A 19,529-nucleotide genomic window follows, 5' to 3' on the forward strand; every position below is an offset into this window, starting at 1 on the left:
CGAGGTCCGGGCGCAGCCCTACAAGGACCCGCCGGACAGACCCTGAACCAGGTGGAGGTGGCCGTAGGTGTCGACGTGCGCCCGACGCTGCGGCGGTAAGACGACGGTGGTCTGCTCCGACTCGACAAACGCCGGGCCCTCGATCTGGGCGTCGGCGCCCAATCGCGACCAGTCGTAGACCGCGCACCGGTGCTCGACCCCGCCGAACCAGGCGGGCCGCTCGCCGATCTGCTCGGCCACGGCCGGTTGGCGGACGACCACCGGCGGCGCGGGCACCGGGACGGTCAGCTCGACCCGGACACTGAGCACTTCGACCGGCGTGCCCTCGGGCGCGGCGCCGGCACCGACGACCCGCTCGTACCGCTCCCGGAACGCCGCCGCCAGCCGAGCCAGTTCCGCCGCGTCGACTCGTTCGCCGATTGGCACGTCCAGGCGGCGCTGCTGGCGGTAGAAGCGTAGGGCGGCGCTGCGCCGCACCACCCTGCGCCGCCCCGAGGCGGCCGCGACGGCGTCCACCGCGGCGGTCAGGCCGGCCTCGATCTCGCCGGTCAGCTCCGCCAATGCCGCCTCCAGCGCCGCGCCCGCCTCGAGCACCGGCGACGGCACCAGCCCGCGTTCCGCGCCGATGGTCAGGTCGCTGGCCACCGCACCGTACGCGGACAGCTCGGCGGCCAGCTCCGGGACGACCACGTCGGTGAGCCCGAGGCCGTCGGCGTACCAGCTCGCGTACTGCGGGCCCGCGCCGCCGAAGGCCATGAGGGCGAACGCCGACGGGTCGTGCCCGCGCTGGATGGTGCACCGGCGGATCAGGTCACGCATCTGGTCGGCGGCGATCCGCACGATGCCCTCGGCGGCGGCTACGACGCTGATGCCGAGCGGCTCGGCGATGTGGGTGCGGATCGCCTCCCGCGCCGCCTCGACGTCCAGGTCGACGGCACCGCCGAGCCGGCGCAGGTAGCCCAGCGCCGCGGAGGCGTCGGTCAACGTCGGACGAGTGCCGCCGCGCCCGTAACATGCCGGGCCGGGCTCGGCGCCGGCGCTACGCGGGCCCACACGGAGCGTGCCGAGGCCTCGGTCCAGCCAAGCGAGGCTGCCACCGCCGGTGCCGATGGACTCGACCTCCACGACCGGGATCGCCAGCGCGTGCCGGTGCACCATCGGCCGGCTCGCCCGAGGCATCGTGCCATCGACGACGAGCCCCACGTCGAAGCTGGTCCCGCCCACGTCGGTGGCGATAACGCCGCGGTGCCTGAGCGCCGCTGCGAGCCCTGCCGTGGCAGCGAGGCCGGCCACAGGCCCAGATCGCAGAGTGTTGACCGGCGCGCGCAGCGTGTGCTCCACTGGCTCGGCGCCGCCGCCGGTACGCAGGATCATCAGCACGCCGCCGAAGCCGCCGTCGCGCAGCCGGTCCTGCAACGCGCGCAGGTACGCGCCGACCGCCGGCGCCACGTACGCGTCCAGCACGACCGTCGAGGCGCGCTCGTACTCCCCCACCGCCGGGGCGATGGTGGACGAGCACGAGACCTGCACTCCCGGCAGCTCCTCGGCGACCAGGGCGGCGAGCTGCCGCTCGTGCTCCGGGTTTACCGGCGACCACAGCAGGCAGATGGCGACCGCGTCGACACCACGCCCGGCGAGCCGGCGGATCGCGGTACGGGCCTGCGCCTCGTCCAGCGGCCGGACCACCGCGCCGGTCACGTCGATCCGCTCGCTGACACCCGCGATGTCCGGCCGGGCGACCAGCGGGTCGGGCTTGCGCCAGCGGACCGGCATGGTCGCGTCCAACTCGTCCAGGCCATGGATCTTGTTGGCCTTGGCGATCGGCAGCGTGGACTCGAAGCCCTTCGTGGTGAGCAGGCCGACCCGGGCGCCGGTGCCAGTGAGCAACGCGTTAAGCCCCACCGTGGTGCCGTGCGTGAGGATCACCGTACGGCACAGCAACTCGGGCAGGCTCATGCCGAGCCCGGCGGCGGCGCGCGCGATCGAGTCGAGCACGCCCTGCTCGACCCGGCCCGGAGTGCTCAGCGCCTTACCCACGCCCAGCCGCCCGTCGGAGAGCGTGACCACGGTGTCGGTGAACGTGCCGCCGGTGTCCACGCCGACGAGCGCGCGGAGTTCGCCGCCGCTCACCGGTGCCTCCTGGCTCGCTCGCTCGTGCGGCGCTGAAGGCGACGTCTTCCTCCGCCGACCCGAAACCCCGCCTTCGCCGACGGGTCCGCTGCGTCCAGGCGCCGCCGTGCCAACTCCCTCGTTCACGCCGCTCCCCCGGCCACCGGCACGTTCACGCCGCTGACGAACGACGCGGCGTCGGAAACCAGGAACTCCACCACGGCGGCCACCTCGTCCGCCGACTGACCTCGGCCGAGCGGGATGGTACGGGCGAGCCACTCGGCGAGCCCGATCCCCTCCCGCTTGGCGAGCCGCTCGAGGCCCGGGTTGGGGATGCCGGACCCACCCGGGTCGACGCCGAGCGGACAGACGGTGTTGCAACGGATGCCGGACGGGCCGAGCTCGCGGGCGAGGACGGCGGTCATGTGGTTGACCGCGGCTCGCGCGATGCCGACCACACCGGCGTCGGTCACCGGTGTGAGCCCGGCGTACGAGGAGAGCAGCACGATCGAGCCGCCGCCGCTGTCCCGCAACACCGGTGCGCAGGCGCGGGCGACCAGCCACGCGGTCGTGAGGTTCCAGGTGAGGCCGTGTTGCCAGGCGGCCGGGTCGACCTCGGTCAGCGCCCCGTCGCCGGCGCCGGGGCCAGTCGCGCCCACCAGGTTGCAGCAGCCGTCCAGCCGCCCCAGCTCGCCCACCGCCGACTCGACCAGCGTGGCGACGGAGCCGGCGTCCGTAGGATCGACGCGGAGCGCGGGCACCGGGCGGCCGGCGATCGCCGACACTTCGTCCGCCACCTCCGCCAAGGCTTCGGCGCTGGCCGGGCCGGTGTCGGTCGCACCGAGCCCGCCGGACGCGACCGCGTCGGCAAGCACCAGTCGCGCGCCGGACCGGGCCAGCCGTATCGCGGTGGCCCGCCCGATGCCCGGCCTGCGGGCCGCGCCGACAACCAGAACCGCCTTCGAACTCAGGTCCATGCGCGTCTCCGGCTCACTAGGTCTTTATTACAATCTTAGCCATGATTGAATCATTTGCACTAGGCTGCAGCCCATGACTTCACCCGAGCACGCCGGGACCGTTCTGGACGTGAGCGGGCGCCCGGTCGAGCTGCGCGCCATCGACTGGCGTCCCCTCTTCTTCCCCCAGGTCGTCGCGATCGTCGGCGCCACCGACACTGAAGGCAGTCCGCAGCGGGCACAGTGGCGCCAGGCCCGGGAGCGGCTCCTCGCGCGGGGCGCCCGCGCCGTCCACCCCGTCCACCCCAGCAAACCCGCCATCGACGAAGTACCCGCGTACCGCGGCGTGCTGGACGTCCCCGACGACGTCGACCTGGCCATCGTGCTGGTCCGCGACCCGTTGCCAGTGCTGGAAGACTGCGTCAAGAAGGGCGTACGCTTCGCGATCGTGTTCGCGGCCGGCTTCGCCGAGCTCGGCACCGACGCGGGCGACGAGGCGCAGCGGCGCCTAGCGGAGATCGCCCGCGGCCCGATGCGCATCATCGGGCCCAACACCAACCTCAACCTCATCGAGCCCTGGCGCAAAGGGCTGCCCGGACGCAAGCTCGCGGTGGTGACCCAGTCCGGCAACCAGGGCCGCCCGATCGTGCAAGGACAGGAGCTGGGCATCGGCATCCACGCCTGGGCCACGCTGGGCAACGAGGCCGACCTGGAGTTCGCCGACTTCGCCGCCGAGTTCGCGACCACCCCGGGGGTCGGCGCGATCGCCGCGTACGTGGAGGGCTTCGTCGACGGGCGGACCATGCGCCTCGCCGCGGACACCGCACTGCGCGCCGGCGTGCCGATCGTGTGCATCAAGGTCGGACGCACCAGCGCGGGCCAGGCCATGGCCAAGGCGCACACCGGTCACCTGACCGGCCCGGACGCCGTGCAGGACGCGGTGTTCCGGCAGTCCGGTGTGATCCGGGTCGACGACATCGACGAGGCCATCGAGATCTCGGGAGCGTTCTGCCACACACCGCCGCTCGCCGGCCCACGCGTGGCGCTCTGCGTCATGTCCGGGGGCACCGGCTCACACGTGGCCGACCTGTGCGGGATGGCCGGCCTGCCGCTGCCCCGCCTGGCGGAGTCCACACTCGACCGACTGCGCACGCTGCTGCCGGCGTACCTGCACGTGGAGAACCCGGTCGACACCGGCGGCGTCGCCACCGCCCGCCCCGAGGGCCGCAAGGTGCTGGAGGCGCTGCTCGACGATCCCAACACCGACGTACTGCTCACCCCGATCACCGGCGTGTTCCCCGGTATGAGCGACGCCATCACGCGCGACCTGATCGCGCTGCACGAGCGGGGCGGCAAGCCAATCGTGGTGGCCTGGACGTCGCCGATCCGCGACCGCGACCACCGCGCCCTGTGCGACGCCGGCATTCCGGTGTTCCACTCGTTCCGCACCGCCGTGCGCGGCATCCGGGTCATGGCCGACTTCTGGGCCCGGCACCGCGCCTACCGCAGCCCCTTCGCGGACGTGCCGCGGACCGCCTCCCCGGCCGCGGCGACCGCGCGCGGCCTGCTGGTCCCCGGCGCCACCACGGACGAGGTGACCGCCAAACGCCTGCTGCGGGCGTACGGCGTACCGGTCACCGAGGAGACCGTCGCCACCTCGGCCGAGGAGACCGTCGAGGCGGCTGCCCGGCTTGGGTACCCGGTGGTCGTCAAGGCGCTCGCCGCCGACCTCGCGCACAAGTCCGACCTCGGCCTGGTCCACGTCGGGATCGCGGACGCGGACGCCGCGCGGGACGCGTACGCACGCATCGCGGACGCCGCCCGGCTCGCTGGGCTGCGGCTCTCCGGCGTGGTAGTACAGCCGCAGGTGACCGACGCGGTGGCGGAACTGATCCTCGGTGTGAGCCACCAGCCGCCGTACGGGCCCACGATCACGTTCGGGCTCGGCGGGGTATTCACCGAAGTGCTGCGGGACGTGTCGTTCCGGGTGCCGCCGTTCGACCGGGACGAGACGCTGCGGATGATCGGTGAGACCCGCGCCGCGACACTGCTCGGCGGCGTACGCGGGCGCCCTGCCGGCGACCTTGACGCGGTCGTCGACGCGGTGATGTCCCTACAGGCACTCGCTCTCGAGCTTGGCGACGCGGTCCGCGAGCTGGACATCAACCCCCTGCTGGTACGCCCACGCGGGCTCGGCGCGGTCGCGGTCGACGCCCTGATCGTGGCTGCCTGACCGGCCGCTACTCCGGCCAGTCCTCGGTGCGGTCGGCCCGGCTCGGCTGGCGTCCGGTCCGCATCGGGGACAACGGGGCGTCGACGAGCAGGATGCGCTGGAACGTCCGGGCGGTCGACCGCAGCCACGCCTTCCAGCCGGCGGCCGGCGACGCCAGCTGTGCCGCCTCGAACTCGGCCCACCGCTCGTACGTCGGTACCGCCCAGAGCAGGAAGCACTCCGAGTCGTCGGTGAGCGCGGTCCGCCAGGCACCGACGGGCTGCCAGCCGAACCGGCCGTAGTAGGGCACCGCCTCGTCCCGGGCCCGTTCGAGGAACTCGGCGGCTTGGCCGGGGGCCACCGTGATCTGCTCGTGCGCGTACAGCTCGCCGCGCACGCCGTCTGCGCAGAGCTGCTCTATGGTGCGCGTCCACGGCGCCGGCACGAGCAGCCGGTCAACGCCGCCCGAGCGCATGTCCGCAGCCGCCGCCCACCACTCGGCGAGCTTCGGGTCCTGTAGCGATGGGTGGTTGAGCTCGTGCCTGAACGACCTGGCGAGCCCGGCGAAGCCGTCCTCCTCCCACATGTTCAGCACACCCGGCCACCACGCGGTGGAGCCCACTATCCCCCAGACGCCGTAGCAGAGCTGGTGCCGCTCCTCCTGCGCTATCGGGCTGAAGTTCGCCGTCATGTGCTGCATGTAGCGGGCGCGGCTCTGCTTCGTGATGGTGATGAACTCGTGGATGTAGACCTTCTCGTTCACGGTGCGCTCCAATGTGGACGGCGTGGCTAGGCGAGCCGTTCGAAGACCGCCGCCAGCCCTTGCCCACCGCCGATGCACATGGTGGCCAGACCGTACCGCTCCTGCCGGCGCTCCAGCTCGCGGGCGAGGGCGCCGACCATGCGGGTACCGGTGGCGCCGACCGGGTGGCCGAGCGAGATGCCGGAGCCGCGCGGGTTGGCGCGGTCGAGGTCCTTGGCGCCGAACTCCCACTCCCGCAGTACGGCGATCACCTGCGCGGCGAACGCCTCGTTGAGCTCGATAACGTCCATGTCGGACAGTGTCAGACCTGCCCGGGCCAGGGCGATCCGGGTGGCCGGCACCGGGCCGATGCCCATGCGGTGCGGCTCGACGGCGGCGAGCCCGGCGGAGACCAGCCGCACCAGGGGGCGCAGCCCCACCCGTTCCGCGTGCCGCTCGGTGGTGACCACGCAGAGCGCGGCGGCGTCGTTCTGCCCACTCGAGTTGCCCGCCGTGACGGTCGCCTCCCGGTCGACCTCGGCGCGGATCGGCCGCAGCTTGGCCAGCGCCGCCATCGTCGTGTCCGGACGCGGATGCTCGTCGCGGTCAACCGTCACCGGGCCACCCTTGGCCGGCACCGTCACCGGGACGATCTCCGCCGCGAACGTGCCGTCCCGCTGTGCCTGTACCGCCCGCGCGTGCGAGAGCATCGCCAGCTCGTCCTGCTCGGTGCGGGAGATGCCGTACTCACGGCGCAGGTTCTCCGCCGTTTCGAGCATGCCGCCGGGTACCGGGTAGTGCCGGCCACCCGCGGTGACCCGACCGCGTTCCAGACTGTCGTGCAGGCGGGCGCCGCCGGAGCGGGCGCCCCACCGGATGTCCGCGGTGAAGTGCGCGGCGTTGCTCATGCTCTCGACGCCACCCGCGACGACCAGGTCGGCATCGCCCGCGCTCACCTGCCGGGCGGCGTACAAGATGGCCTGGAGGCCGGAGCCGCAGCGCCGGTCGACGGTCAGGCCCGGCACGGTGACCGGCAGGCCGGCGTCGAGGGCCACCACGCGGCCGATGGCCGGCGCCTCGCTGGTCGGGTAGCAGTGGCCAAGCACGACGTCGTCGATGGCGTCCGGTGCGAGGCCCGTGCGGTCGAGCAGCCCGCGTAGCGCCTGGGCGCCTAGCTCGGCCACGGACAGCGCCCGCAGCGACCCTCCGTAGCGACCGATGGGTGTCCGGACTGGCTCGCAGATCACCGCGTCAAGCACGTTCTTCTCCCGATCGCGTCCCGGTCATCGCGCCGCCGCGTCTCGACACGACCGCCTCGACCACCACTGGTAAGAGCTATAAGATAGCAAAGAAAGAGTGGAGGGACATGTGATGCGGGTCTTCGACAGCCCGGCCGCCTTGGCTTCCTGCGTCGGTGAGACGCTCGGCGCCAGTGACTGGCTGACCGTCGACCAGCGGCGGATCGACCTGTTCGCCGAAGCGACCGACGACCACCAGTGGATCCACGTCGACCCCACCCGCGCGGAGGGCGGGCCGTTCGGCCGCACGATCGCGCACGGTTACCTGACGCTGTCGCTACTGCCGCACCTCGTCGCCCAGATCTACCGGGTCGACGGGGTGCGGATGGCGATCAACTACGGCCTCAACCGGGCGCGGTTCCCCCACCCGGTGCCGGTGGGCTCCCGGGTGCGAGCCAGCAGCCGGCTCGCCGCCGCCGACATCGTCGACGGCGGCATCCAAGCGGTGCTCGTCTCGACGGTCGAGATCGACGGTGTCTCGAAGCCGGCCTGCGTCGCCGATACGGTCACTCGGTACTACGCGCTCACCAGCTCTTAGGTGTGTTCTTGTACCTGTGTGTCAATCCCGACTGGGTCGGAGTCTTCGACGGAATCGACCTTGACTGGGAGTATCCGGGGTCGTCTGGCAACAACACGACGTCGTGGCCCAGTTACGAACCGGCGCCCCTCCGAGACGCCGCCGAAACGCTGTCCGCCGCCGAATGCGCCAACCAGGTCGGCATCTCCCGGGTCAGCGCCCGCCGCTACCTCGAACACCTCCACGACAGCGCCGAAGCCACGGTCACACTGCGCTACGCCGTCGCGGGGCGCCCCGAACGCCGGTACCGCTGGACCGGCTAGCCGACCGGGAGCAGCGCGGCCGCATCAGCCGGTGCGGCGGTTGCCCCATTGACGCTGGGCCTGGAACGAGCCCCGACCGCCCGGATACTGCCCCTTACCCGGCGGCGGCTGTGCCGACGACTTGCCCTTGCCCTTGGCGCGCCGCTCGGCTCGGTTGGCGAAGACGGGAACATCCGATGCGGCATCGTCAGCGGGCGTTGACTGGGCGTCCGAAGCCTCATCGGGCTCGCCGCTTGGCGATGTCGTGTTGTCAGGCATCGAAAAGTCTCCCAATGATCGGTACGGCGGCATGGACGACGACACCCACAGCCTAACCCGCGGCATCGCCGGTGTTGGTGCCGCGCGGGGTTGAGCACCTGGACGAGTCGGGCGGGCTCGGCATCGCACCGAGCCCGCCGCTCCATTCAACTCGTTACTGTCGTGCCGTTAGCGCTGCAGCGTCAGCAGACCGGGCCGGTATGGCAGGAGGCCGTAGTCGCCGCCGGAGTTGGGGGCACGCCCCTGGTAGAGCAACCGCAGATTGCAGGGGTCAACGGTCATGGTCTGATCCGCGTTGCTGCGGATCAGTTCGCCGTGGCTGATGTCGTTGGTCCAGGTGGCGCCGCTGTTGGCCTTGCCGGCGAAGGGATTGCTCTCGGTCGCGGCCTGCGGTGTCCACGAACCGCTCAGGCTGGTCGCGGTGAACGAGCGGAAGTAGCGTCCCTGCGCGCCGATCGCCTCGACGAGCATAAGGTATCGGTTCTGGCCCTGGAGCTTGTAGACCTGGACCGCTTCGAACAGGTTGTTGGTCGTGTCGCTCATGACCACCGTCGAGGTCGAGCCGAAACTGCCGGGGAAGTTGCCGATGGGCATGCTGGCCCGGTAGATCCTGCCGTTGTCCCCGGCGAAGAACAGGTACATGTTCGTGCTGTCACCGATGAGCGCCTGGTCGATCGGTCCCGTGTTGGAGTTGGAGATGCTTCCGGAGAAAAGCGTCTGGTGCGCCGACCATGAGTTCACGTTGGTGGGGTCGGTCGACGTCCGGTAGGAGAAAGCGGGGCCACCCCACTGGTAGGCGAGCACCCAGATGTTCCTCGGGGCGAAGTAGAAGAGCGAAGGCGCGACTGCGGAGAAAGGCATCCTGTTCTGGCTGGCCGAGGCCATGTCGGACCAGTTCGTGAAAAGGCCGAAGTTCATCGAGCCCCACGACGTCCCCGTGTCGTGCGTCGTCGCGTAGACCAGGTGCCTGCCATTGTAGGGGGCGTGGGTGAAGTCCTTCAGCGAGACCCACCCCGACCTCGGAGTCGCCAGCGAGCCCGTCGACGTCCAGCGGTAACTCGACGGAAGAGCACACGTGCCCGGCGGCGTCGTCGGCGGCGCCGTCGTGGGCGCGGTGGTCGTGGGCGCGGTGGTCGGGGGCGTCGTCGGCGTTGTGCCACCGGTACAGGTCACACCGTTCACAGCGAAACTCGTCGGCGCCGGGTTGCTGCTCGTCCACGAACCGTTGAAACCGAACGACACCGTGCCGTTGGTCGCGACCGAACCGTTGTAACTCACGTTCCTCGCGGTCACCGCCGACCCACTTTGCGTCAACGACGTGTTCCACGCCTGCGTCACCGTCTGCCCGGCACCGAACGACCACGTCAACGTCCAACTGGTCAACGGATCACCGAGGTTGGTGATGGTGACGTTGGCACCGAATCCGCCCTGCCACTGCGACGACACGGCATAGTTCACCGAACAGCCCGCTGCTGCGGCGCCAGCCGGCAACGCCACGACAACCGCCGTCGACGCCAGCAACGCGACGCCGGCCGACACCAGGCCGACATTGGTTGCTCTGGATCTGGACATAAAGCATCCTCCTGATTGGATGGCGACCTGAAAATTGGGCTTGGCGATGATTGGGACGCCGCCCCCCTGCCGGGCGAGATGGTCGGACGTGTGGGTGCGACGGTCGGTTGCACCCACACGCCCTTCCAGGACATGACCGGTCGAGCGAGGACCGTCAGAGGGTGAACACGACCGTGGAGATACTCCGTGCGCCGACGTCGACGGTGACCTGTCCCCCGTTCACGCTGGTCGGCTGGCTGGCCGCGTTGGCGTTCTGCGAGGTCAGGTAGTGCTCCGCGCGTGTGACGTTCTGCGGCGCCTGTATCACGGCGTTGTTGACCGCGCTGGTCGAGCGGTTGAGGATCACCAGCGTGATCTTCCCGCCGCCTTGGTACGCGGTCACCTCCAGCGGCGATGCCTTTGAACTCTTCGTCAGGGCGACCCGCTGGTAGCCCGGGCGGACATACTTGGCGTACTGCGAGAACGCGTACCCGCGCTTGAGCGGAGCACCCGCGGTGGTGCCGTAGGCCGACTCACCGTCGCCGATGAAGGAGTAGTAGCGCTTGCCGTACCACCAGATGTAGGCGCTCCAGTTGGCTTCCATCGACCGGTGCACCGTGCGCATGATGTCGTCGAGCGTCTCGTTCCAGACCGCCTGGTTACCGGGGTTGCCCCAGATGTTGGAGCCGCTGCCGTCGGCCTCGTGGTAGTTCCATTCGGTCATCCACACCGGCTTGTTGTGCTGCTCGGCCAACGGGTACGACCTCAGGCGGCCCGAGGCCTCGGTGCCGTACAGGTGGCCACCGATGTAGCCGATGTTGTTCCGCGCGGTCGCGTCGTTCAGGGTCGGATCGGTGTAGGTGTAGTTCAGGTTCACCGCCTCGGCCACCATCAGCCTGGTGTTCTGCACCCGCGCACCGTGATCACGGACGAAATTGCGAAGCTCGGTGCCGCTCCAGTCCATCGAGTCGTAGTCCGGGTGCCAGTCCGGCTCGTTCTGCACCGAGGTGACGTCGACCGTCACGCCCTGGTTACGCATGTACTGCACGTAGCTGTTCAAATGATTCGCGTAGTCGTCGTAGTAGTCGGTCCTCAGCTTGCCGCCGTTGATCCGGCTGTTGTTCGTCTTCCACGCCGCCGGCGCGGTCCAGGGCGACGCGAGGATCTTCACGCCCGACCCGTACGACTTGGCCGTCCTCAAGGCGTTCACATGGGTCGCCCACTCACCGGAGACCGGCGAGATGCCGGTACGCACGATCGACAGACCCAGTTGGTTGGCACCCAGCCCGACAAGCGTCTGCGTGTCGGCCGTCGACCAGGCGCTGCCCCAGATCGACTGAGCCGCACCGAACCCGTCGACCGTCTGGTACCTGGTGCCGCTGTTCACCGTGATGTCCGCGGGCCCCGCCGGCGGCGGGGTGGTCGGCCCCGTCGTGGGCGGGGTCGTCGGCGCCGTGGTGGGTGGCGTCGTCGGCGCGGTTCCACCGGTACAGGCCACCCCGTTCAGCGCGAAGCTGGTCGGAGCGGGGTTGCTGCCGGTCCACGAGCCGTTGAAACCGAACGAGGCGGTGCCGTTGGTCGCGATGGCCCCGTTGTAGCTGACGTTTCTGGCGGTGACCGCGGATCCGCTCTGGGTCAGCGCCGTGTTCCACGCCTGGGTGACGGTCTGGCCGGCACTGTAGGACCACGTCAACGTCCAGCTCGTGATCGGGTCACCGAGGTTGGTGATGGTGACGTTGGCGCCGAAGCCACCTTGCCACTGCGACGACACGGAGTAGTTGACCGAACAGCCGGCGGCCGCGGCCCCGGCCGGCAGCGCCACAGCGACCGCCGCCGATGCCAGCGCGACGGCGCCGGCCGACACCAAGGCGGCACTGGTCACTCTAAGTTTCCTCATAGAACGTCTCCTGAAAGGGGGATGCCGGCCCACGCATCCGGCTGGGAAGGCTCGCATGGCGGATGAGCGTCGACAGCCCGAGTCGAGCAGTCATCGAAGCGCCCAGCACCCGTGGGCCTCCTGCATGCGCCGCGATGGCCCGGCCTGACGCGCGCATCGGGTTAGGACAGCTGCTGCAAGCGGCCGTGGGTGCCCGTTACCCCAGCCGCGCCCGACTCCTAAACAGTTAGCATTGTCGATCGAAAACGTAAGCCTTGGCAAGACAGCGAGACAAGGAAGACGTGGAGCCGCACCACAGGAATACATGGAGCTAGATGCCTCTGCTACCGTAGCTCCATGCCTGGCGCCAACGGATCCCGCCGCGTACGAGGCGAGATCGAGACACTGCCCAGCGGATCGCTGCGGGTGAGGGTCTACGCGAGCCTCGATCCGGTCACCAGGAAACGGCGCTACCTCATGGAGACGGTCCCGGCCGGCCCCACCGCCGCCGAGGAGGCTGAGGCGGTGCGGGCACGCCTCGTCAGCGAGGTCGACCAGCGCCGCGCCACGGCCGCCACGGTCACCGGCCCACCACCGCCCCAGACGACCCCCGCCGGCCGCGGTCACCAGCGGCGCCAAGGTGAGATGACCGTCGCGAGGATCGCACGACTGGCAAACGTGTCCACGGCCACCGTGTCCAAAGTGCTCAATGGTCGGTCGGGGGTGGCTCAGCAGACCCGCGACCAGGTGGAGGCCGTGCTGCGCCAGCACCGCTACCGCCGCCCGGAGATGCCGGCACGCGCCGCGACCATCGAGGTCGTCTTCTACGGCATGCTGAGCCACCTGGCCATCGCCATCATGCAAGGCGTCGAGCAGGTCGCCTCCACCCAGAAGATCTCGGTCGGCTTCACCGACGCGAGGCTCCAGTCGTCGGCCGGCCGTTCCTGGGCACACGACCTGCTCGCCCGCCGTCCGGTGGGCGTCATCACCGTGCATCTGACCTTTCCACCTGAGCAGCACGCCCTGCTCGCCGCAAACGGCATACCGCTTGTCGCGCTGGATCCGACCGGCGAGCCGGAGCACTCCGTCCCCTCGGTCGGAGCAGCCGACTGGAACGGCGCGCTGGCAGCTGCAAGACACCTGCTGCACCTCGGTCACCGGCGCATCGCCGCCATCACCGGGCCGACAGAGCGCCTCTGCGCTCGGGCACGCCTGGACGGCATCCGGGCGGCACTGGACGCTGCCGGCGTGCCGCTCGAGCCACGGCTGACCAGGACCGGGCAGTGGTTCGCGTTCGAAGACGGGCTCAACCACGGGCGCGAGCTGCTCCGCCTCGTCGACCCGCCGACCGCCATCATGTGCGGCAACGACCTGCAGGCGCTGGGCGTCTACGAGGCGGCCCGGCGGATCGGCCTGCGGATTCCCGACGATGTGAGCGTGGTCGGCTTCGACGACATCTCCCCCACCCTCTGGTGCGGCCCGGCCATGACCACGGTGCGCCAACCCTTCACCGAGATGGGGGCCACCGCGGCGAGCCTGGTCTTGGCGTTGGCCGCCGGTCACGCCCCGCGGCACGAGCGCGTGGAGCTCGCGACGACGCTCATCGTCCGGGACAGCACCGCCCCACCCACCGGCCACTAGCACCGTCGGCGTCTCCATGGTGGATCCTCCAGGGATCTTTCGCGGAGCCGGTGCGGAGGTTGCCTCTCCGCACCGGCCCTTCCCGCGGAGGTAGGTCAGGTGGCGGTACAGGTCGGTGCCAGGCCGGTGCCCGTGCCGTTGGCCTGGAACCCGAACTCGGTGGACTGCCCGGCGCCGACGCGGCCGTTGTAGTCCACATTGGTGAACTGGATCGCGCCGGTGTTACCGCTTCGGTTGGCGCTCCACGCGTTCGTCACGGTGGTACCGGACGGCAGGGTCAGGGCGACCCGCCAGCCGTTGATGGCCGACGATCCGGCCGTCACGCGTACACTCGCGACGAAACCGCCGGTCCATTGGTTCACCGTCACGGTCGCGGCACATCCGGCCCCACCGGGCGGTGGGGTGGTCACCGGCGGCGTCGTGGGCGGCCTCGTGGTGGGCGCGGTGGTGATCGGCGTGCCACCGCTGTTGAGCGCGTTGAGCACCGAGTTGTAGGCGGCCTTCTTGTTGCCTGAGCAGTCAAACAGCAGGGCGTTGTCGGAGCCACGCCAGGAGTCACAGTCCCGCACGCCCCACACCGTGATTCCGGTGCAGCGGGAAACGGCGAGGCAGGCCCGGGTCACCGTGGCGTAGATGTTGGCCTGGTTGCTGCCCTGCATGACGTCCAACTCGGTGATCTGCACGTCGACACCCAGGTCGGCGAAGCGCTGGATGTTCGCCTGGTACGACGAGTCGATCGTGGTGCCCAGGTGCGACTGAAGCCCGACGCAGTCGATCGGCACACCTCGGGACTTGAAGTCACGGACCATGTTGTAGATGCCGGTCGACTTCGCGTTGATCCCATCGGTGTTGTAGTCGTTGTAGCACAGCTTCGCGCCCGGGTCGGCGGCACGCGCGGCCCGAAACGCCGCCTCGATCCAGTCATTACCGGTCCGTTGCAGGTTCGAGTCGCGCCGGCCGCCGCTACCACCGTCCGCGAACGCCTCGTTCACCACGTCCCAGGAGTGGATCTGACCCCGGAAGTGCGCGGCCACCTGCGTCACATGGTTGATCGCCGCGTTGCGCAGGGCGCTGCCGGACAGGCCCTGCGCCCAGCCGGGCTGCTGGGCGTGCCAGAGCAGGGCGTGCCCGCGTACCGACATGCCGCGCGACCGGGCGTGGCTGACGATCCGGTCGCCGTTGGTGAAGTTGAACCGGCCCTGCTGCGGCTCGGTGTGGTCCCACTTCATCTCGTTTTCGGCGACGAGGCTGTTGAACTCCCGGTTCAGCACCGTCATGTACGTGTTGTCGCCGAACTTGCCCGTCCCGACGGCGGCGCCGAAGTAGCGGCCCTTCTCCGCCGCGGATCCGCCGAGGGTGGTACCCGCCGTGGCCGAGGAGGCCAGCACGGTCGCCAGGCACGCGGCGATCGCGCCGACACCGGCCACGCCGAGCGCGGCGCGAAGGCGTTTGGGGATTCTCATGTGGAGTGTGCCCTTTCAGGGAGTGGTGATGGCGAAACGGTCGACGGTGACGGAGCCGCCGAGGGCCTGGGTGGCGTAGTTGAAGATGCCGAAGCGGTACGCCATGAAGAACTGCCAGGCGTTGTTGAGCGTGAACGCCGGCCCGAGGCTGACGAAGTTGGTCCCGTCGGTGCTGTAGGAGAAGCGGGCCTGGCGGCCCGAGCCCGGTCGCACGTCGGCGTTGACCCGCAGCCAGATCCGGCCGCCGGACACGGCCGCGCTGGCTTGCTCGCTACCGGTGCCGGTGGTCTGCCAGCTGGAGTTCATGGTCAGGCCGTTGGTCATGACGACCCGGGTCGCCCCGTTGTCGCGCCTGACCCCGATCCAGGCTGACGAGTCGCGGAGCATGGCCAGTCCGGCTCGGTCACCGTTGGCCATGCTCGCGTAGTTGAGCTCGATCGTGGCGGTGGAGGACGGCCCCTGGATCCGGTGGGTCAACGTGTTGCGCGCCTGGTACAGGTCGTTGGTGACCGTCGCGGTCTGCAGACGGAGCCCGTTGTTGACCGACCAGCGGGCGTTGTCGGGGTTGTGGTTCCACTCGTACTGCGGCCCCAGGATCGTGCCGGTGAACGTGTCCGTCCCGATCATCGGCTTGACCTGCCGAGGCGGTCGCGGCACATTCGGGTAGGGGTACGACGCTCCCCAGCGGCCGTTGACGGTCTGCAGGACCGGCCAGCCGTCGGCGCTCCAGGAGATGGGAGCCAGGGCCGGCACTCGCCCGCCCGGGTAGGCGTCCACAAACGACATGTAGTACCAGGCGCCGTTCTGGGTCTGCACCAGTCCGCCCTGGTGCGGCACTCCGCCGCCCGAGATGGGACCCGGCAGGTCGAGGAGAACCTGCCGCATCTCGTACGGGCCGAACGGGCTGGACGACCGCAGTACGTACTGGCCGTTCGCCGGGCGGGTCAGCCAGATGTAGTAGTACCCGTTTCGCTTGTAGAACCGCGCGCCCTCGAGCGTTCCGACGCTGGACGGGGTCTGGAAGACCTGCTGTGCGCGGACCTGGGACAGACCGTCCGCGGTGAGTTGGGCGACGCTGATGGTCGAGTTGCCGTAGGCGACGTACATGGTGTCGTTGTCGTCGACAAGCAAGCCGGCGTCGTAGTAGCAGTTGTTGATCCGCGACCGCTTCGTCCACGGGCCCTCCACAGTGGTGGCCGTGTAGACGTAGGTGCGGTTGAACTCGGTGCAGCCGATCCAGTAGAAGGTCCGGTTGCTGGGTCGGTAGTTGAACGCCGACGCCCAAATGCCTTTCACGTAGGCGCGTGCACCGGAGAGGTTGTAGGCGTTGGATTCGAAGTCCAGGCTCGGCACGGAGTGGCCGGCAAACTCCCAGTTCACCAGGTCGTACGAGCGCAGGATCGGCGCACCCGGCGAGTAGTGCATCGTCGAGGCCGAGTAGTAGTACACGTCGCCGACGCGGATGATGTCGATGTCGGCGAAGTCCTGCCACAACACCGGGTTGTTGAACGTAGACGACGGCGGCCATGTGCCCGGCGGCGGGCTGGTCGGTGGCTGTGACGTGGGCGGCGCGGAGGTCGGGGGCGACGAGCTGGGCGGGCCGGTCGTCGGTCCGGTCGTTCCATTGCAGACAGTGCCGTTGAGCGAGAAGCTCGCCGGCGGGGCGTTGTTGCCACCGCTCGTCGCGCCGTTGAACCCGAAGTTCACGCTGCCGTTCGTCGGGATGTTGCCGTTCCAGCCGGTGTTCGTCACCACCACGTCCTGACCGGATTGCGTGTAGCTGCCGTTCCAGAGCTGGGTGATGGTCTGCCCGCTGGCGAACGACCAGGTGAGCCGCCATCCGTCGACCGGGTCGCCGAGGTTGTCGACGACGACGTTGGCGCCGAAGCCGCCCGGCCATGAGTTCGTCACGGTGTACGCGACCCGGCAGCCCGCCGCCGCCTGCGCCGAAACGGCTGTGACGACGCCGACCGCGCTGACCGCGGCTACGAGCGCGGCCGCGATCCCGAGCCGAAAGCGTTTGTTCTGCACGATGTTCCTCCGGTTACGTGGGTCAGCGGGTGGAGGCGCGGGATGGATCGATCCCCGCGGCCCGCTCCCGCCGGGCCGGCCCTGGAGCGGCCCCCGTAACGCCGCCCCAGGCCGGTCGAGGGGTCAGGCGGTGCTACAGGCGACGCCGTTGAGCGTGAACGAGGTTGGCTTGGCGGAGTTGCCCGTGTGGGTCGCCTGGAAGCCGACGCTGACCGATGCGTTCGGCGCGATCGCGGCGTTGTAGCCGACGTTCCTGGCGGTCACCTGGCCGGAACTGGGCGTGTAGGTGGCGTTCCAGCCGTTGGTGATGGTCTGCCCGCCGGGCAGGGTGAAGGTCAGGGCCCAGCCGTTGATCGCCGTGCCTCCGGTGTTCGTGATGGTCAGATCCTCGGTGAGCCCGTTGTTCCAGGCGTTGACGGTGGCGGCGACCCGGCACGCTCCGGTCCCCGGTGGCGGCGTCGTGGGCCCGGGGGTCGTCGGACCTGGCGTGGTCGGACCTGGCGTGGTCGGTCCCGGCGACGTGCTCTGAAATTGGGTGAAGAACCGCCATGTCTCGCCGGGCAGCCAGGTGCGGGAGCCGCTGTCTCCGGCCGCGCCGTCCTGGGGCGCGGCGATGTGTCCTTCGTCGAACGCGGCCCAGACGACGGGATATCCGCTCCGGCATCCCGCATAAGTGGTGCTGCGGTGGGTCAGGCTGCCCTGGGAGGGCTCCGGCGGGCTCTGGGCGGTGCAGCCGTTGTTGCGGACGAACCGGTCCCGCAGCGACCGTCCACCGGAGATGCCGAGCACGCTGTCGCGGATGCCATGTGCGGCGAAGTAGGCGATCGGCTGCGTGCCGCCGCTACAGCCACTGAGCTGCCCACCGGCGTAGACGGCGACCGCCCGGAAGACGTCGGCCCGGGCGCAGGCGAGCGCGTAGCTCATGGCGGCCCCGTAGCTGAACCCGAGCGCGAAACGTTGCGTGGTGTCCACGCAGAGTCCCGCCTCGATCCGGCGGAGCATGTCGTCGACGAAGACGAGGTCTTCGCCGCCGGCGTTGGCCCAGCCGTTGTTCAGGCCCTGTGGGGCGACGAAGATGGTGCTGTTGTCGGCCAGGCGTTGAAGGCCGTAGTAGGCCCAGACGTCACGCTGCACGGTCTGGCCGGTGGCGACGTCGGTCGCGGTGCCTCCCAGCCAGTGGAATCCGAAGACCAGCCGGTACTGCCGGTTGACGTCGTAGCCGTCCGGCACGCGCAGGATGAACGTGCGGTTCTTGCCGTTGCTCTGGATCGTGTGCGTGCCGCTCGCCAGCGCGGGCGCTTTGCCGCAGCCCGCCGTGGCGGCGAGCGGCGTGAGGTCCGCGGCCTGGGCGGTGCCGCCGAAACCGCCGCGGACCATCGTGGCGCCCACGGCCAGTACCAGCAGCATCGCCACAGTGACCGGTCCGAAAGTGAATCTGTGCCTTGACATCACGGAGTCCTTACGCCGAGGTACAGGTGGGTGATGGGTTCGAGGCCGTACCACCGCCGATGAAGCCGAACGTCGTCGACCCGGAGGCCGGCAACGCGCCGTTGTGGCTGGCGTTGGTCACCGATACCGTCGAACCGCTGGTGGTGAGCGTGCCGTTCCAGAGCTGGCTGATGCTCTGGCCACCGCCGAGGCCCCACCGCACGGTCCAGCCGCTGATCGCCGAGGCGCCGGCCGTCACCGTGACCTCCCCCTGAAAGCCGCCGCCCCAGGTGTTGCTGGTGCGGTAGGTGGCGACGCAGCCGCTGCCACTCGGCGGCGGGGTGGTGGGCGGCGCCGTCGTCGGCGGCGCGGTGGTAGGTGGCGCGGTGGTAGGTGGCGCGGGCGTCGGTCCGGCGCCCTGGTTGAACTGCCACCAGTTGGCGTTGAGCAGGTAGCCGCTGCCGCCGGCGAAGCGCAGGAAGAGGTCGTGCGTACCGCTGGCACCGCTCACCGGGCAGGTGACGGTGGTCCAGGTCTGCCAGCCGCCGGTGCCCGGCACGGTGCAGGTGCCGACCGTGGTGCCGCTCGCGCTGCCCAGCCGCAGCTCGATCCGTCCACCACCGCTCGCCGAGGCCACCCGCGCGGTGAACGACGTGGCCCCCGCGCCGAACGCGACCCCCTTGACCTTGATGTAGTCGCCGTTCTCGATCCAGCCGGCGTTCATGCCGCCCTCGCTGGCGGGCTCGGTTTCGATGCCGGAGGACCAGGCGATGGTTTCGGCTTCCTGGCGGACGTACGGGTTGAGGGTGCCGATCTGTGGCGCGCCGGTGGTGGTCATGTTGATCGTCGGGATGGTGCCGTTGCTGTTGTAGGTGAACCTCTCCACCGCGACCGACCGGGTGAAGCCACCACCACCGGGCAACGCGCCGTTGTGGTAGAAGAAATACGAGCCGCCGTTGAAATCCACGATCCCCGGATGGTTGGTGAAACTGCTCCCCTGACGAGGCATGACGGTGCCCCGGTAGGTCCACGGACCGGTCGCACTCGTCGCGGTCGAGTAGGCGATGAACTCGCTACAACACTCGGCCGCGAAGATGTTGTAGTACATGCCATTGCGCTTGTAG

Annotated in this window: 15 protein-coding genes; 4 read left to right on the top strand and 11 right to left on the bottom strand. The window is 70.0% G+C overall.

Annotated elements, in window-relative coordinates; genetic code table 11:
- Positions 1-18: 18 nt before the first annotated feature.
- Both ACFFIA_RS06575 and ACFFIA_RS06580 read right to left on the bottom strand, forming a co-directional pair.
- Complete coding sequence (locus ACFFIA_RS06575; RefSeq protein ID WP_377246988.1) at positions 19-2,130, bottom strand: hydantoinase/oxoprolinase family protein; 2,112 nt, start codon at positions 2,128-2,130, stop codon at positions 19-21.
- A gap of 122 nt (positions 2,131-2,252) precedes the next feature.
- The gene (locus ACFFIA_RS06580) at positions 2,253-3,086 is read right to left on the bottom strand and encodes an SDR family NAD(P)-dependent oxidoreductase (protein WP_377246991.1); all 834 of its coding nucleotides are present in this window, start codon (positions 3,084-3,086) and stop codon (positions 2,253-2,255) included.
- Positions 3,087-3,159: 73 nt separating this feature from the next.
- On the opposite strand from ACFFIA_RS06580, the gene ACFFIA_RS06585 reads away from it, so the two are divergent.
- Positions 3,160-5,298 carry an acetate--CoA ligase family protein gene (locus tag ACFFIA_RS06585; protein WP_377246994.1) on the top strand — a complete coding sequence of 713 codons (2,139 nt, stop codon included), beginning with the start codon at positions 3,160-3,162 and terminating at the stop codon, positions 5,296-5,298.
- A 7-nt stretch (positions 5,299-5,305) separates the two neighbouring features.
- Here the strand turns inward: ACFFIA_RS06585 and ACFFIA_RS06590 are convergent, their stop codons facing one another.
- Positions 5,306-6,040 (bottom strand): NIPSNAP family protein, encoded by a 735-nt coding sequence (locus ACFFIA_RS06590; protein ID WP_377246997.1) that lies wholly within the window; start codon positions 6,038-6,040, stop codon positions 5,306-5,308.
- Positions 6,041-6,066: 26 nt separating this feature from the next.
- Positions 6,067-7,278, bottom strand: coding sequence for an acetyl-CoA C-acetyltransferase (locus ACFFIA_RS06595; protein WP_377247000.1), 1,212 nt, complete (start codon positions 7,276-7,278; stop codon positions 6,067-6,069).
- Positions 7,279-7,390: 112 nt separating this feature from the next.
- Between ACFFIA_RS06595 and ACFFIA_RS06600 the strand changes: the two genes are divergently transcribed.
- On the top strand, positions 7,391-7,855 hold the full coding sequence (locus tag ACFFIA_RS06600) for a MaoC family dehydratase (RefSeq protein WP_377247003.1): 465 nt from the start codon (positions 7,391-7,393) through the stop codon (positions 7,853-7,855).
- Between the two features lie 2 nt (positions 7,856-7,857).
- Positions 7,858-8,157, top strand: coding sequence for a hypothetical protein (locus ACFFIA_RS06605; RefSeq protein WP_377247006.1), 300 nt, complete (start codon positions 7,858-7,860; stop codon positions 8,155-8,157).
- Positions 8,158-8,181: 24 nt separating this feature from the next.
- Here the strand turns inward: ACFFIA_RS06605 and ACFFIA_RS06610 are convergent, their stop codons facing one another.
- From ACFFIA_RS06610 to ACFFIA_RS06620, 3 genes are all read right to left on the bottom strand, one after another.
- Positions 8,182-8,415, bottom strand: coding sequence for a hypothetical protein (locus ACFFIA_RS06610; protein WP_377247009.1), 234 nt, complete (start codon positions 8,413-8,415; stop codon positions 8,182-8,184).
- Positions 8,416-8,583: 168 nt separating this feature from the next.
- A complete protein-coding gene (locus ACFFIA_RS06615; protein WP_377247012.1) occupies positions 8,584-9,987 on the bottom strand; it encodes a glycoside hydrolase family 62 protein in 1,404 nt (467 codons plus the stop codon).
- Positions 9,988-10,141: 154 nt separating this feature from the next.
- Positions 10,142-11,863 (bottom strand): cellulose binding domain-containing protein, encoded by a 1,722-nt coding sequence (locus tag ACFFIA_RS06620; protein ID WP_377247015.1) that lies wholly within the window; start codon positions 11,861-11,863, stop codon positions 10,142-10,144.
- Positions 11,864-12,199: 336 nt separating this feature from the next.
- Between ACFFIA_RS06620 and ACFFIA_RS06625 the strand changes: the two genes are divergently transcribed.
- A complete protein-coding gene (locus tag ACFFIA_RS06625) occupies positions 12,200-13,483 on the top strand; it encodes a LacI family DNA-binding transcriptional regulator (protein WP_377247018.1) in 1,284 nt (427 codons plus the stop codon).
- A gap of 95 nt (positions 13,484-13,578) precedes the next feature.
- Here ACFFIA_RS06625 and ACFFIA_RS06630 read toward each other — a convergent pair whose 3' ends face one another.
- The 4 genes from ACFFIA_RS06630 to ACFFIA_RS06645 all read right to left on the bottom strand — a co-directional run.
- The gene (locus ACFFIA_RS06630) at positions 13,579-14,946 is read right to left on the bottom strand and encodes a glycoside hydrolase family 10 protein (RefSeq protein WP_377247021.1); all 1,368 of its coding nucleotides are present in this window, start codon (positions 14,944-14,946) and stop codon (positions 13,579-13,581) included.
- A gap of 15 nt (positions 14,947-14,961) precedes the next feature.
- Complete coding sequence (locus ACFFIA_RS06635; RefSeq protein WP_377247024.1) at positions 14,962-16,977, bottom strand: family 43 glycosylhydrolase; 2,016 nt, start codon at positions 16,975-16,977, stop codon at positions 14,962-14,964.
- Positions 16,978-17,100: 123 nt separating this feature from the next.
- On the bottom strand, positions 17,101-18,426 hold the full coding sequence (locus tag ACFFIA_RS06640) for a CE1 family esterase (RefSeq protein WP_377247027.1): 1,326 nt from the start codon (positions 18,424-18,426) through the stop codon (positions 17,101-17,103).
- 10 nt (positions 18,427-18,436) lie between these two features.
- The coding region (locus tag ACFFIA_RS06645; RefSeq protein WP_377247030.1) for a carbohydrate-binding protein at positions 18,437-19,529 on the bottom strand (1,093 nt) is incomplete at its 5' end.

It is taken from the genome of Phytohabitans kaempferiae (assembly GCF_042433955.1).
Taxonomy (GTDB): Bacteria; Actinomycetota; Actinomycetes; order Mycobacteriales; family Micromonosporaceae; genus Phytohabitans; species Phytohabitans kaempferiae.